16 protein-coding genes are annotated in these 14,750 nt (G+C 30.0%); 5 read left to right on the top strand and 11 right to left on the bottom strand.

The genetic code is table 11. The features are described 5' to 3' along the window. Positions 1-68: 68 nt before the first annotated feature. The 11 genes from rimP to nadA all read right to left on the bottom strand — a co-directional run bounded on the left by rimP (position 69) and on the right by nadA (position 10,335). Entirely contained in the window at positions 69-497 is a 429-nt protein-coding gene (gene rimP, locus NJU99_RS01925; RefSeq protein WP_254577050.1) for a ribosome maturation factor RimP, read from the bottom strand. Continuing rightward, the gene (gene rbfA, locus NJU99_RS01920; protein ID WP_254577049.1) at positions 497-856 is read right to left on the bottom strand and encodes a 30S ribosome-binding factor RbfA; all 360 of its coding nucleotides are present in this window, start codon (positions 854-856) and stop codon (positions 497-499) included. Before rbfA ends, rimP begins: the two co-directional genes overlap by 1 nt. Further along, positions 856-3,537, bottom strand: a complete 2,682-nt coding sequence (infB, locus tag NJU99_RS01915; RefSeq protein WP_254577048.1) for a translation initiation factor IF-2 — start codon at positions 3,535-3,537, stop codon at positions 856-858. The genes rbfA and infB overlap by 1 nt, the downstream gene beginning before the upstream one ends. Then, positions 3,527-3,802: a YlxR family protein gene (locus NJU99_RS01910; RefSeq protein WP_254577047.1), complete on the bottom strand. Its 276-nt coding sequence runs from the start codon at positions 3,800-3,802 to the stop codon at positions 3,527-3,529. Before NJU99_RS01910 ends, infB begins: the two co-directional genes overlap by 11 nt. A gap of 36 nt (positions 3,803-3,838) precedes the next feature. Further along, positions 3,839-4,720 carry a homoserine kinase gene (gene thrB, locus NJU99_RS01905; RefSeq protein WP_254577046.1) on the bottom strand — a complete coding sequence of 294 codons (882 nt, stop codon included), beginning with the start codon at positions 4,718-4,720 and terminating at the stop codon, positions 3,839-3,841. An 11-nt stretch (positions 4,721-4,731) separates the two neighbouring features. Continuing rightward, positions 4,732-5,184 (bottom strand): hypothetical protein, encoded by a 453-nt coding sequence (locus tag NJU99_RS01900; RefSeq protein ID WP_254577045.1) that lies wholly within the window; start codon positions 5,182-5,184, stop codon positions 4,732-4,734. Between the two features lie 9 nt (positions 5,185-5,193). Continuing rightward, the gene (lpxC, locus tag NJU99_RS01895) at positions 5,194-6,099 is read right to left on the bottom strand and encodes a UDP-3-O-acyl-N-acetylglucosamine deacetylase (protein WP_254577044.1); all 906 of its coding nucleotides are present in this window, start codon (positions 6,097-6,099) and stop codon (positions 5,194-5,196) included. Next, positions 6,096-7,484, bottom strand: coding sequence for a M23 family metallopeptidase (locus NJU99_RS01890; RefSeq protein ID WP_254577043.1), 1,389 nt, complete (start codon positions 7,482-7,484; stop codon positions 6,096-6,098). Before NJU99_RS01890 ends, lpxC begins: the two co-directional genes overlap by 4 nt. After that, positions 7,468-8,454 carry a DHH family phosphoesterase gene (locus NJU99_RS01885; RefSeq protein WP_254577042.1) on the bottom strand — a complete coding sequence of 329 codons (987 nt, stop codon included), beginning with the start codon at positions 8,452-8,454 and terminating at the stop codon, positions 7,468-7,470. The genes NJU99_RS01890 and NJU99_RS01885 overlap by 17 nt, the downstream gene beginning before the upstream one ends. A gap of 73 nt (positions 8,455-8,527) precedes the next feature. Continuing rightward, positions 8,528-9,349, bottom strand: a complete 822-nt coding sequence (nadC, locus tag NJU99_RS01880; RefSeq protein WP_254577041.1) for a carboxylating nicotinate-nucleotide diphosphorylase — start codon at positions 9,347-9,349, stop codon at positions 8,528-8,530. Further along, on the bottom strand, positions 9,346-10,335 hold the full coding sequence (gene nadA, locus NJU99_RS01875; protein WP_254577040.1) for a quinolinate synthase NadA: 990 nt from the start codon (positions 10,333-10,335) through the stop codon (positions 9,346-9,348). The genes nadC and nadA overlap by 4 nt, the downstream gene beginning before the upstream one ends. Before the next feature lie 111 nt (positions 10,336-10,446). Here nadA and plsY point away from each other — a divergent pair, with 111 nt between their 5' ends. From plsY to prfB, 5 genes are all read left to right on the top strand, one after another. Further along, positions 10,447-11,070 (top strand): glycerol-3-phosphate 1-O-acyltransferase PlsY, encoded by a 624-nt coding sequence (gene plsY / locus NJU99_RS01870; RefSeq protein WP_254577039.1) that lies wholly within the window; start codon positions 10,447-10,449, stop codon positions 11,068-11,070. A 123-nt stretch (positions 11,071-11,193) separates the two neighbouring features. Beyond that, entirely contained in the window at positions 11,194-11,517 is a 324-nt protein-coding gene (locus NJU99_RS01865) for a dihydroneopterin aldolase (protein WP_254577038.1), read from the top strand. A 203-nt stretch (positions 11,518-11,720) separates the two neighbouring features. Further along, a complete protein-coding gene (locus tag NJU99_RS01860; RefSeq protein WP_254577037.1) occupies positions 11,721-12,767 on the top strand; it encodes a major outer membrane protein in 1,047 nt (348 codons plus the stop codon). 127 nt (positions 12,768-12,894) lie between these two features. Beyond that, on the top strand, positions 12,895-13,551 hold the full coding sequence (locus NJU99_RS01855; protein ID WP_254577036.1) for a c-type cytochrome: 657 nt from the start codon (positions 12,895-12,897) through the stop codon (positions 13,549-13,551). A gap of 100 nt (positions 13,552-13,651) precedes the next feature. Continuing rightward, positions 13,652-14,746, top strand: coding sequence for a peptide chain release factor 2 (gene prfB, locus NJU99_RS01850; protein ID WP_254577035.1), 1,095 nt, complete (start codon positions 13,652-13,654; stop codon positions 14,744-14,746). Positions 14,747-14,750 lie beyond the last annotated feature (4 nt).

The raw sequence follows: 14,750 nt of genomic DNA, 5'->3' as shown, positions 1-14,750 counted from the left end.
TATATATTAAGAAGGCTAAATAAATAGTTAGATTAGTTTTGTAAAAAATAGTAATAGATTAAAATCTATTACCATTCAAAATAAGTAGATGCAGAAAGAATTGAATCATATTCAACTTCTTCTTCACCAAATTCAGTTTTAATAAGTATTTTATTGTCATCAGCACTTAAAAGTTCACCTTTATAAGTTTCTGTAGCAATATCTTTTATTTTCACTTTATCCCCTATTGAGGCTTTAAAATGATCTTTTGTTCTAAGTTTTCTCTCAATTCCAGGTGAGCTAACTTCTAAATTATAAACTCCACTCATTGGCTCTTCAACATCTAAAATAGGTGAAATCATTCTTGATATTTCAGCACATTTATCTAAGTTTATACCACCTTTAGCAGTAACTAAAACTCTATAAATATTTCTATCATTTTCTTTTGTAGTTACAATATCATAAAGTTGAGCATCTAAACTCTCAACAGCTAATTTAATTGATTCTTCTAAACTCATTACTCTTCTTCTTTTTTATCTTTACTTATTTTAGCAAAAAGTGCTTCAATATTTCGTGATTGTTCAAGTGAAGTATCATTAACAAATTTAAAGTTAGGACATTTATACCAACCTGTACTTGCTAAAACATGAGACTTCATTCTACCATTAGCTTTTTTAAGAAGTGAGATAATTTGATTGATTTCATTTTTATCGTAATCACTTCCATCAAAATATACAATTGCATCATACTTACCATTTTTACAGTTTACACCTGTAATAGGTAGAGATCTTATTCTTTCATCAGCCATACTTGATAGAGCTTCTGGTATAAGCTCCATCAGTAAAGATTCAGTTCTTTGTAGATTAATACTTTTCATTATTTATCGTCAATAGAAACTTTTTCTTCAATTTGAATGAATGTCTCAACAAAATCACCAACTTGGATATCATTGAATTTCTCAAACATTACACCACACTCGTAACCATTAGATACTTCTTTAACATCATCTTTAAATCTCTTAAGTGATGAAATTTTACCTGTATAAGTAACAACACCATCTCTAATGATTCTTGCCATTCCACCTCTGATTACTTTACCATCAGTTACGATACAACCTGCAACTGTACCAACTTTAGGAACAACAAATGTATCTCTAACCTCTGCTTGACCAGTATTTTCTTCTCTAATAACACCACTCATCATACCTGATAATGTATCTTTAATATCATCAAGTAAATCATAAATAATTGAGTAAGTATTTATTGTGATACCATCAGCTTTTGCTTTTGACTTAACAGAACCAGTTGGTCTTACATTAAATCCTAAGATAATACAACCCTCAGATGCACTTGCTAAAACTAAGTCAGATTCAGTAATACCACCAACAGCAGCATGAATAACTTTTACTTTTACTTCATCATTAGCAATTTTTTCTAATGAACCTTTAATAGCTTCAAGTGAACCACCAACATCAGTTTTAATAATTACTGGAAGTTGTTTGATTTTACCTTCTGCAATTAATCCACTCATCTCTTCAAGAGAAACTTTAGTAGACTTAGATAATTCTTTTGCTCTTTCATGCTCAGCTCTTTTAGTAGCGATATCTTTAGCTTCTTTATCAGAATCTTGTGCAACCATAATAGCACCAGCTGCAGGAACATCACTTAATCCTAGAACAGAACCTGTTTCAGATAAACCTAACTCTTTTACAGGTTTACCCATATCATTAGTAATTGCTTTTACTCTACCATATGTAGTATCACAAACAATATTATCACCAACTCTTAAAGTACCATTTTCAACAATAATAGTAGCAACTGGACCTCTACCTTTTTCAAGTAAAGACTCAACAACAGTAGCTTTTGCTTTTGCAGTTGGATCAGCTTTAAGTTCTAAGATTTCAGATTGAAGTAATATATTTTCTAGTAAATCGTCAATTCCAGCACCAGTTTTAGCTGATACTCCAATAAACTCAATATCTCCACCCCAATCAACAGGAGTCATATCTCTCTCTGCCATTTGTGATTTAACCATGTCAATATTAGCTGCTTCTTTGTCTATTTTGTTTACTGCAACAATAATAGGACATCCAGAAGCTTTTGCATGAGAAATAACTTCTTCAGTTTGTGGTTTAACACCATCATCAGCTGCAATAACAATAATTACAACATCAGTTACACTTGCACCTCTTGCTCTCATAGCAGAGAACGCGGCATGTCCTGGAGTATCAACAAAAGTGATTTTTTCACCATTTTTTTCAACTGTATAAGAAGAAATATGTTGTGTAATACCACCAGCTTCACCTGCTGCAACCTTAGATTCTCTAATTTTGTCTAATAGTGAAGTTTTACCATGATCAACATGACCCATAATAGTAACTACTGGTGGTCTTGTTTCAAAGTTTGAATCATCAATATCTTCTTCATGATATTCTTCAATATAATTAGCATCTTCTAAAGCATCTTTTACTGTTACTTCAATTTCAAACTCTTCACCAAGAATTTCCAGCTCATCTTGTTTTAAGAAGTCATTTTTAGTAACCATCATTCCTAGACCAAATAATACAGAAATTACTTCAGATGCTGATTTACCACAAGCTTCAGCAAATTCGTAAACTCTAATATCTTCAGGAATTGTAACTTCTGTAACTTCTACAACTTCTTCAGCTCTTCTGATTTTTTTCTTTCTTTTTCTTCTTTTTAAACCTTGAGGTCTATTACCAAATGCTGCAGGTTTAGATCCTCTTGCTTGTTTGTTTTGATTATTATTATTTGGTTTTGATTCTTCAAAAAGTTTTGAAGTATCAGATAAGTCCATATCAAGTAAAACAACTTCTTCACCTAAAAGTGAGTCTGTTGAAGTATTATTGAAATCATTAGTATCTCTTTGTACTTCTAGCTTTTTACCATGTACATGTGTTTTTGCTGGTTGCTTTTTCTTTTTAGCTTTAGCTTTTTTTGCAGCTTCATCATTTGAGTTATATTGAGGAGTAGATTTTTTCTCTTCTTTATCTGCACCTAAAATTTCACTAAGTGATTTCATTTTAGCTTTATCAGTTGGCGCTGAGTGAGTTATTACTTCTTCTTTTGGTTCAGGTCTTGGCTTTTTCTTCTTAATAATCTTAAGACCTCTTCTTTTTGGAATAATCTTTTTAGGTTTATTCTCTACTTTTTTCTCTTCTTCTTTTTTTTCTTCAGTTTGAGGTTTCTCTACATTATTTATAGGTTTAGATATAGCTTCTTCTTTCTTTTCAGTCTTTTTTACTTCAACCGTTTTTGGTGCTTCTTCTTTTTTCTCTTCTGCTTTTGAGTCTTCGTTCTCTACAGGTTTTTCAACTTTTTTAACTGTAGGTTTCTTTGTTTCCGGTGTAGCTTTCTTAGCTAACTTTTTACTCTTACCGGTCATTATATAGTTTGCAATTTCTTCTGCATCTTCGTAAGAAACTGCACTCTGAGGCGACTTAAGTTCAATACTTAAATCTTTCGCTTTCGCTATTACTTCTTGGCTGCTCGCCCCTGCCTCATCTGCAATTTCATAAACTCTTACTTTATCTGACATCTGCTAAAATCTCCTTAAGTTGTAGAACATACTTATCTTTATTTTTACACTCTCTACATAGTGCGTTTTCAAATCTTTTATAATCTCTTTGATTAATATCTAACTGTACTTTCTCTATACAACAACTACAAATGTAAAAACTTCTACCTTTGTGATTGTATAATACAATTTTCTTTTCTTCACATTTTAACCTTAACAACTCTTTTTGTTCAAATTTACCTCTACAAAAAACACAAGTTCTTAAAGTTTTTTTCGAATTAGCCAATTATTATACCTAAAATATACTTATTTATCAAAAAACTTATAAATCTATCTTCACACCAGTGTTATCAAAGTCACTAGTAAATACTTTGAAGTGTGAAAATCTATTTCTTAAAGCCTTCTCAATTCTCTTTGCATCATCGGCAAAACAAATAGAAAATAAAGTAGATCCTGAACCTGAAAGAGTACTCATTAAAGCTCCACTTCTAAGTGCAGATTTTTGTACATCAAAAAGTTCTGGCATCTGTTTCATTCTATATTTTTGGTGAACCTTATCTAAAGATGCTGTTCTTAACATCTTCCAATCTTCACTCATAAATGCTGCTGTTAATAATGATGAATGTGAAATATTAAATATTACATCATCTTTTGAGTATTTAAAAGGCAAGGTTTTTCTCGATAATTGTGTAGAAATAGGTCTATTTGGAACAACAATAACAGCTTTCAAAGCTTTTGGTATTGATTTGTTAATATATCTTACTTCATTGTCTTGAACAGTTGCTACATTAAATCCACCCATTACAGCTGGTGTAATGTTATCAGGATGGTTTTCATATGCTAAAGCTAGATTTAGTAGCTTATTCTTATCAAGTTTAATTCCCTCAATAGCATAGGCACTTGCAATTGCTGAAACAATAACAGCAGAAGAGCTTCCTAAACCTCTTGATAATGGAATTTCATTAAAAAATTCAAATCTAAAATGTCTTTTCTTATGTGACAAATTATGATAGAAATCATTAAAAATTGAGATAAACATATTGTTATCTTTTAATACAGGGTTATTAGCACCCTCTCCTTTTAATGATACACTATGAAATTTAGATGGTCTAATGATTACTTGGTTTTTCATAGTAATTGCAATACCAAGTGAGTCAAACCCTGGTCCTAAATTTGCACTAGTAGCTGGAACGCTTACTTTCATCTATTTCCTTCTTAAACAGCAGGTAAATTATAAATTGGTAATGTCTGTTTATTAAAATTTATTTTATCTATACTCTTAGGTAATTCAAAGTCGCGAATTATACAATCTTTTTCTAAAAAGTCTACTTTAATTTCATTTTCATCCTGAATAAAGTACTTTTTTCCTAGGGCTTTTATTGGAGAGTTTTCATTAAATTCAAAACCACTACAGGCTCTTAACTCAATATTTTTAGTGATACTTACAGTTTTTAAAAATACATATGATACTTTTATCGCCATGTAAGACCCAGGTGTGTTTACATAGTTTAATCTATCTATATCATACTCTTTTAATATTTTTTCAAATAGTTGGGGAAGTAAGTCAGAAGTTTTACCTTCTAACTTATACTCTTTTATTAAATTTTCATTCTTATATATACCTATTAAAATAGGATTAGAGATACTAATAACTAAAACTTCTGTCAAATTTTTGTCCTAAACTTCTACTTTTGAATAAGCAAGTTCAAATACTTCTGCTTCTTCATTAGCTTCTTCTAAATCAATTATTTCATAATTTGCTTCATCTTTATATAACTCTTTTGTTAAAAGATGATTTAAGTGATGGCTTCCAGCAATTGCATCATATTCACCAACCATTGTATAACCAAGAAGTGCCATATCACCAATTGCATCTAATATTTTATGTCTTACAAACTCATCTGTGTATCTTAAACCCTCAGGGTTTAAAACCTTTGATTGATCCAATACAATAGCATTTTCCATAGAACCACCTTTTGCAAGACCAATACTTCTTAAGTATTGCACCTCATGCAAAAATCCAAAGGTTCTAGCTCTACTAATATTTTCTTTATATTCAGCAATAGAGTAATCAAAATGAAAATTTTGCTCACCTATTGATGGATGTTCAAAAGAGATTTGAAAATCATATATGATTCTATTTGATGGTTTTAAACAAACTCTTTTCCCTTCTGGTGTCGTTACTTCAACTTCTTTTTTTACTTTTATAGCTTTTTTTGATTTTTCAAGCTCTTTTATACCTGCTTCTTCAATTAACATACAATAACCAGATGAACTTCCATCAAGTACTGGAACTTCATCATTATCAATTACTACTCTTAGGTTATCAATTCCATATGCATAAACAGCTGATAAAAGATGCTCAATTGTAGATACAACAACATCATCTTTCCCAATAACAGTTGCCATTTTAGTATCTACAACATTATCAATTTCTAAAGGTATAGTAACACCAGCATCCACTCTATAAAAAACTATCCCCATATCAGAATCTAATGGTTCAAGTTTCATTTTAACTGGAACTCCTTTGTGAAGTCCTACTCCTACAATTTCAACACTTTTAGCTATTGTTCTTTGTTTCATTTAGTATCTATCACTTTCTTTGCTTGATTTAAAATTTTCTTTATATTAATATCTATCCACTTTTTATCCATCCATTCTAAAGGATTAACTTCAAGACCTTGAACCAATACACCAAAGTGAAGATGATCTCCAAATACTGCTCCAGTAGAGCCTGTATTTGCAATATGTTCTTTTGCATTTACAAAATCATTTAGTTCTACATTTAACTTACTTGTATGAGCATAAAGAGTAGATAAACCAAAGCCATGATCAATAATAGCTGTGTGTCCATAGATCCCTAAATACTCTTTAAATACAACTCTTCCAGGGTTTGTTACATAAATCTTTGCATTTCTAATACTAGCCCAGTCCATTCCTAAATGCCAAGCTTCATCTATTTTTTTGCCATTATAATAATAGTGTCTTCTTTCTGCATATCTTGAAAATGTCTTTGAACCTCTTAATTGATTAAAAGCATCTAAATCAAAACTTGTAACAATTGAATAATCTAAATTTTGTCTAGATACATCTTTTATAATTTTAACATTTTCGGCTCTTAAGTCTTTATTTGCCATTACAAAAGCTTCTGCTATTCCATCTGGAATATCATATCCACTTTTAGAAAGTACATTTTTACTAACTTTATTTACAAAACTACTAGATATCTTTATATCATCAACTTTTACATTTAAGTTTTTAATATAATATGGTACTTTTGTAGTAGTTTTGTTTCCAGCCTTATCAATTGCAACTAAATTAACTCTTTTGAACTCTTCAATAGTAACTGGCCAAGCAACAATTGCCATATAAAAGTTTTTCTTATAAAAAGGAATAAGTTCAAATCTCTCTTCATCATTAAAAGAGATATAAAAATCTTTTAGATTTTCATCTTTTACTTCAACAACAACACTAGCACTTCCACCTTGTCTTATTAAATAAGAATTAGCTATTACATTTGCAACTGGATTTTTTCTATCAATATCAATATTAATATCTTCTCTTGTTATATTACCCTTAAAAAAGTTCCATTTACTATTATCAATAACTTCTGTTTTTAAAACAATTTGTTTAGGAGCGGTTTGAAGTCTATTAAACTTAGGAGGTATAACTTCTACTAAAATCTCTTTTCCATTGTTATTTAAAACCTTTGTTTCAAGTTTTTTTAACTCTTTTCCATCAAAATATGCAACTTTATACGATTTTATTTCATTATCATCTGAAAACTTAATCTCTAATGGCTTCTTAAAATTCCAAAACTTATCTTGTGAAAATTCTACTTTAGGAGCATTCTTTTCAAAAGTTGGAGATAAAAAAACAAAGGCTGTTATACCTACTATTAAAAGAACAACAATATATACTAATAATTTTTTAACTTTATTACTCTTTTTTCTACTTGTAAAACTCAAAAATTTCCTTTATTACTAAATTTTTTGCTTCTTGCTCATCTATTGTATCAATAGCACAGCCAGCAGCATTTAAATGCCCTCCACCATCAAAATTTGATGCAATTCTTGCAACATCAAATTTTCCTTTTGATCGAAGAGATACTCTCGTACTTCCATTTACAACTCTTACAAAAATTGCAACTCTTACAATTGCCATACTCATAATCATATCTAAGGCATCTTCACAATCTCTATTGTGTGCACCTGTTTGTTTAAACCATAGTTCTTTTGCATAAATTGATGCGACTTCACCTTCTTTGTAAAGTTCTAAACTATTTAATACCTTAGGTATGATTCTATATTTTGCTAGTGAATCTCTTCTTAAAAGCTTATTTGCAATTGCAGATGGATTTGCTCCGCATTGAACTAAAAAGTTCACCTTATCAAAAGTTAATTCATCACATCTTCCCAATGAAAATGCCAATGAATCATCATATATCCCCACATAAAGTGCAGTTGCAGAATTTTTTGTGATATATAAACCATTGTGTTTAAAAAAGTCATATACTATTTCAGCTGTTGAGCTTTTTTGTGAATCAACTATGTTTATAGTTCCAAAACCATTATTTGATTTATGATGATCAAAATTTATAAGTGGAATACTTGGGTCTAATTCAAAACCTAGTCTTTTATATGTTCCACAATCAACAGATATGGCTAAGTCAAAAAACTTAGGCAACTGATCTGTGATTTTGTCAAATCTTTCAATAAAATTTAAATTCTCTGGCAAATCAGAACTTATGTTAAATACTTTATGCTTTATTCTATTTTCATGAAGTAAATTTGATAAAGCTAAAGCTGAACCAATAGAATCAGGGTCGGGATTTACATGAGTAATGATAAGTATATATTTACTCTTTTCTATTAAATCTAAGGCTTTTGTATAATCAGCCATATCTATTTTATTACTAACAATAAAATCTTTTTCCAATCCTTCTCCTTTTGCTTAAGCTTTTAATTCTATTGAACTTGTGATAACAAAAAGTTAACAATACTTTTTGTTATTAATCAAACTTCATTGAAAAATCTAACCATGTAGCTTGATGTATAATACTTCCACTACTAATTGCATCAACACCTGTTTTTGCGTAAGTTTGAATAGTATCAAGATTTATATTTCCACTAGCTTCTAATAAAATATGAGGATATTTTTCATCTCTGTATTTAACTACATCTTTAATTTGTTCAGGAGTCATATTATCACACATGATTATATCAGCACCCGCTTCCATAGCCTCTTCTACTTGCGAAAATGTTTCACACTCAATCTCTATTTTTGTAACCCAAGAGATTCTTTTTCTTGCTTTTTTAATAAAGCCTTTTAAATCCTTAATAGTTCTTAAGTGAGTATCTTTAAGCATTAAACAATCATCAAGTCCAAGTCTGTGATTTATAGAACCACCTACTCTACTTGCATACTTTTCAAAATCTCTTAATTGAGGTCTTGTTTTTCTTGTATCAAGTAAAACAACATCATAACCTTCTAAAAGTTTTGCATATTTATTTGCTTCTGTTGCAATACCACTTGCATGTTGAAGCATATTTAAAAAAGTTCTCTCAGATGAAAGTAAAACGGAAGCTTTACCCTCAAGTTCAGCTATAACCTCACCTGCTTTTATCTCTTCACCATCTCTTTTAAGAAATTTACAATCAAATTTTTCAGTTCTTGCTAATACTTTTGCATACTGAATACCTGCAACAATACCATCAGATTTAGAAATAGCTCTTGCTGTAAATCTTCCTTTTGGAGCAACATCAAAGAATAAATCCCCTCTACCATTATCTTCTATAATGGCATTTTTAACAAATTTTTTTATGTTTATCATACTTCAAACATCCTTTCTAATGCTACTCTTGCGTATTTAACAGTCTCTTCATCAATAAATATTTCATTCTCTTTTGAGATATTGTCATCTTTAATTGATTTTAAAGTATTGTAAACATCTTCTAATGTTGTCTCATTCATAGTTGGACACTCAGGCTTTGTAGAACTTAAAATATAAGTATTCTTTTCTCTTAGTCTATTTACCATATTAAACTCAGTTCCCACTGCAATCTTTTGATCTTCTGGTAACTCTTTAATATATTTAATTAACTGAGAAGTTGAACCTACAAAATCAGCCTCATCACAAATACTTGGATCACATTCTGGATGAACTGCAATTAAAATATCAGGATATTTGTTTCTATAAAACTCTATATCTTCTACAGTAAACTGCTGATGAACTGAACAAAAACCGTTGTAACATATAATATCAGCTTCTTTTAAATCAGTTCCATCACCAACAACTGCTGATTTTAGATTTAAAGATTTTGCAAAGTTTTGCCCTAAACATCTATCTGGAACAAAAAATATTTTTTTGCCAGACTTTAAACCTTTTTCAATAATCTTATAAGCATTTGATGAAGTACAAACCATACCACCCATCTCACCAACTCTTGCTTTCACTCTTGCACTTGAGTTAATATATGTAATAGGTAAAATATTTTCATTTGGTATTCCTGCATCATTTATTTGTTTTAAATTTTGCTCGTAATAACCTTCATCAATCATTCTTGCCATTGCACAACATGCAATTTTTGGCATTAAAACTCTTTTATTTGGATCAAGTACTTTTACACTCTCACCCATAAAACCAACACCACAAAAAACAATAAATTTTGAGTCTGTTAATTTTGCTTTTTTTGCTAATTCTAAAGAGTCACCTGTAATATCTGCTAATTCAAAAACTTCATCTCTTTGGTAAAAATGAGCTACAAGTGTTACATCTAGCTCCTCTTTAAGCTTTATTATCTCTTCTTTTAAATTCAAAATAAACCTTCAATAAAACATATTTAAATGATAATATAACTAAATTTTAGTTATAATCCTTTTAACTAAATAGGTGAAAACTCACTATAAACAACAAATTAAAGGTAATAAATGGATTTTTTAACAAACCCTAATGTGCTATTTTATCTTGCAGCATATTTAATAGGTTCTATTCCTTTTGGACTTCTTCTTGCAAAAACTTTCGCAGGTGTTGATATAAAATCTCAAGGTAGTAAATCAATTGGTGCAACAAATGTACTAAGAGTAGTAAAAGAAACAAATCCAAGCTTAGCAAAAAAACTAGGTATCGCAACAGTAATACTTGATGCACTAAAAGGTACAGTAGTAATCTTAATAGCTATGAGTATGGGAATGAATGAACAAACTTTATGGATGATTGCTGTTTTAGCAGTTTTAGGTCACTGTTATTCTATATACCTAGGACTTGAAGGTGGTAAAGGAGTTGCTACTGGACTTGGTGTATATATAGCTTTAGTACCAGTTGCAACTTTAATAGGAGCTCTGACGTGGATAATAGCTGCAAAAGTTCTAAAAATTTCATCACTATCTTCACTTTTAGGATTAACAGCTGTAATAGTAAGTGCTACACTTATGAATGATGGCTTAGACATAGGCTCAAATGCTCCTATGTATCTAATAGCATTTATTATCTACTATAAACATATCCCAAATATAGTAAGAATTATCAAGGGAGAGGAAAAAAAAGTTATCTAACATAAGTTTTTTTTCCCAATGAAAAGAGAGTTATCTACTATAGATAGCTCTTCCCCTATCTCCTCTTAATCAAAAAATAAATCTAAATTTTCTACTACAATAAATCATAAGGACATAAACAATATGAAACAAAATCTAAGAATAAACATAAAAGAACTAACATTCAAATGTATCATTGGAATACTTCCCTTTGAAAGAAAAGAAAAACAAAAAGTTATTATAAATGTATCATTTAACTACATTTATAAAAAAGATTATTTCATAGATTATAGTGAAGTTTCAGACTTTATAAAAAAACAAATGAAAAAGAAAAAATTTGAACTACTAGAAGAAGCAATCGCCTACATGGAGGGAAAGCTATACAAACTGTATAAAATTAATAATCTAAAAATTGAAATATCAAAGCCAGATATTTTAAGTGATTGTATTGTATCCCTTAGTAATTAATCAAGAGTTAATAGCTTGTTAATTAAAAGTAACCTTAAATTAACACTCAATTAACATGAAATACATAACTTTTAAGAAAACTTTAAAATTTAGTGCAGTAGAATGACCGTAACGGTAAGCCGGAAAAGTTTTAAAACTAGTTTTTAAATGAGTTCGCGCGCTCCGGTAAACTGATAAAAGATTTCGAAATTTTAGGAGAACAAATGAAAAAAATCGCAAAATTAAGTTTAGTAGCTGCAATGGCTATGACTGCAGCAAACGCTGGATCATTAGAAGAAGCAATCAAAGGTGTAAACGTATCGGGTAAATTATATGTTGAATCTTTTGTAACTGAAACTGATAACGATGGGTCAAAATCAGGGTTTGAAATTGATGCTGATATTAAGTTAAAAAATAAAATCAATGACAATTTAACTGCTGTTATTGATATTGAAGCTGATACTCAGCAAAATGAAGAAACTGCTACTGATGATAAACAAGCATTAGAATTATCTAATGCATACTTCTCTTACACTAATAATGGTGCTACAGTTAATGCTGGTAGAATGGACATTAACACTCCAAATACTGATGGTGAAGAAGGTGAAGGTTTTGTTGGTATGTATACTGTAGGTCCTGTTACAGCAGTTGGTGCACATTTTGTTAACAACTCTGGGATTTCACTTACATCAGACATTAATGCAGCTGCTTTATTAGGTTCTGTTGGTCCAGTAAATGCTGAAGCATGGTATGTTACAGTATCTGACCACTCTAAAAATACTACATTAGTTGCTTCTACTAAAGTTGCTGATATTGCATTAGGTGCTAGATATGCTACAACTGACTTTGAAGATGCAGCAAAAAAAGATGGTACTACTTACATTTTATCAGCATCAGGAAAAGTTGCTAACGTTGCTTTAAGAGCTACTTACTTAAACAATGATGAAGATAATGCTGCATTCGTAACTGATGATTCATCAGCAAATACTATTGAATTAGTTAACTTTGTTGCTGGAAATGTTGCTGATATGAAAGCATATGCTATCGGTGCAACTGTACCTGTAATGGAAAATGTATCTTTTGCATTAGATTACGGATGGGGTGAAGCTGATGTTTCTAAAACTGAAGCATCAGAAATTGTAGGAAAAGTTTCTTACAAAATGGCTAAATCTACAACATTAACTGTTAGATATGCTGACTATACTCAAGAAGTAAATAATGTTGATACAGACAAAACTCACGCAAGATTAGACTTAACTTACAAATTCTAATAAGCGTTTAGTTTATACTACTAAACTTATGGAAAGCTAGAACTTCGGTTCTAGCTTTTTTTTTGCCTAAAAATTTTATATAAGAGTATTTATGCTAAACTATCCTTTTTAAATAAAAGGATAAAAATTGAGACTTTTAAAACCACTAACACTTACACTATTAACTTCAACAGCACTTTTTGCACAAACAACTATGTGTTTTAAAGAAAACCATAACTCTATGAGTACAATTGAAAAAACAAAACTTGATGGAGGAGAATGTAAAAGCATCTACAATATCAAAGATATGAAAGAAAATGGCTGGACTGTAGATGATATAAAAATCACTACAACAAATGAAGGAAAGTATAATTTTATTTATATTTTCAAAGATAGTAAATCTTCATCTAATTTTGTAACTACAAATTCAAATCTTTCATCAGAAGAACTAGAAGCTAGAATTGTAAAAAGGCTAGAAGCTAAAAAAGAACAAGAAAAAAAAGAACAAGAGATTGAAAGAAAAATTAAAGCTAAAGAAGAAGGTAAAAAACTTTATGTTAACAAATGTCAATCATGTCATGGTCAAAAAGGAGAACTTAATGCAATGAATGCTTCAAGACCTTTAAACACACTTTCTTATGAAGAAATGCAAATAGCAATAAATGCTTACATATCATATGATAGAGATAATGATGATGAAAGATATGGTAACGGTAGAGCTATTATTATGCAACCATATGCTGCTAGTACTACAGAAGAAGACTTGAAAAATATAAGTAACTATTTAAAATCAATAAATAAATAATCTTAAATTAGAACCAATCGGTTCTAATTTTTAAAAAGCTTTTACTCTAACCACTTCTTATACAACTTTTTTGTATAATCCATCCAAAGGATTTAATTATATGGACGCATACGAATATAGTGAACTACTAAAGACATTAAATACAAAACTTGATAATATTACTGGTGTTTTAAAGCCTGATGAGTTAAATACAAGATTAAAAGAGATAGAAGAACTAGAAGCACAACAAGACTTTTGGAATGATGTTGACACAGCTACCAAAATAGGTATTGAAAAAAATAGAATTCTTTCAAAACTAAGTAAATTTAATAAGGCAAATGAAGCTTTAAGTGGAACAAATGACCTTTTTGAACTAGCAAATGAAGAAAGAGATGAAGATACTATTGAGATGCTTTATGAAGAAGCTGAGGAGTTAAGAGAACTTATAAAATCAACTGAAATTTCTGTTATGTTAAGTAATCCTGATGATGCTTCAAATGCAATTGTATCTATTCACCCAGGTGCTGGTGGTACTGAGTCTCAGGACTGGGCACAAATGCTTTATAGAATGTATTTAAGATGGGCTGAGAGATACAACTATAAGATTGAGCTACTAGATTATCAGCCAGGGGATGAAGCTGGTATCAAAGATGTGTCATTTATAGTAAAAGGTGAAAATGCTTACGGATATCTAAAAGCTGAAAATGGTATTCATAGACTTGTTAGAATCTCACCCTTTGATTCAAATGCAAAAAGACACACTTCTTTTGCATCTGTTATGGTAAGTCCAGAAATTGATGATAATATTGATATTGAAATAGAAGATAAAGATATTAGAATTGATACATATAGAGCAAGTGGAGCTGGTGGTCAGCATGTAAACAAAACAGAATCAGCAATTAGAATCACACATATTGAGTCAGGTATTGTAGTACAATGTCAAAATGACAGATCTCAACACAAAAATAAAGCAAGTGCTATGAAAATGCTTAAATCAAGACTATATGAATTAGAACTTGAAAAACAAAAAGCAGATAAAGATGGTATTGAAAAAAGTGAAATTGGGTGGGGACATCAAATTAGATCTTATGTTCTTCAACCATATCAGCAAGTAAAAGATACTAGAAGTAATATTGGATATTCAAATGTAGATGCTATTTTAGATGGTGATATTACTAAGATTATTGAAGATGTACTTATAGCTACTAGTAAATAATACT

The sequence above is a fragment of the Arcobacter roscoffensis genome (assembly GCF_024267655.1).
GTDB classification, from domain to species: Bacteria; Campylobacterota; Campylobacteria; order Campylobacterales; family Arcobacteraceae; genus Arcobacter_B; species Arcobacter_B roscoffensis.
This window is presented reverse-complemented; position numbering and strand designations above follow the sequence as displayed.

Excerpts from the sequence above, each read along its gene's own strand:
- NJU99_RS01860 (WP_254577037.1), top strand. The coding sequence starts at position 11,721 with ATGAAAAAAATCGCAAAATTAAGTTTAGTAGCTGCAATGGCTATGACT.
- nadC (WP_254577041.1), bottom strand. The coding sequence starts at position 9,349 with ATGATAAACATAAAAAAATTTGTTAAAAATGCCATTATAGAAGATAAT.
- infB (WP_254577048.1), bottom strand. The coding sequence starts at position 3,537 with ATGTCAGATAAAGTAAGAGTTTATGAAATTGCAGATGAGGCAGGGGCG.
- plsY (WP_254577039.1), top strand. The coding sequence starts at position 10,447 with ATGGATTTTTTAACAAACCCTAATGTGCTATTTTATCTTGCAGCATAT.
- NJU99_RS01865 (WP_254577038.1), top strand. The coding sequence starts at position 11,194 with ATGAAACAAAATCTAAGAATAAACATAAAAGAACTAACATTCAAATGT.
- rbfA (WP_254577049.1), bottom strand. The coding sequence starts at position 856 with ATGAAAAGTATTAATCTACAAAGAACTGAATCTTTACTGATGGAGCTT.
- lpxC (WP_254577044.1), bottom strand. The coding sequence starts at position 6,099 with ATGAAACAAAGAACAATAGCTAAAAGTGTTGAAATTGTAGGAGTAGGA.
- thrB (WP_254577046.1), bottom strand. The coding sequence starts at position 4,720 with ATGAAAGTAAGCGTTCCAGCTACTAGTGCAAATTTAGGACCAGGGTTT.
- prfB (WP_254577035.1), top strand. The coding sequence starts at position 13,652 with ATGGACGCATACGAATATAGTGAACTACTAAAGACATTAAATACAAAA.
- rimP (WP_254577050.1), bottom strand. The coding sequence starts at position 497 with ATGAGTTTAGAAGAATCAATTAAATTAGCTGTTGAGAGTTTAGATGCT.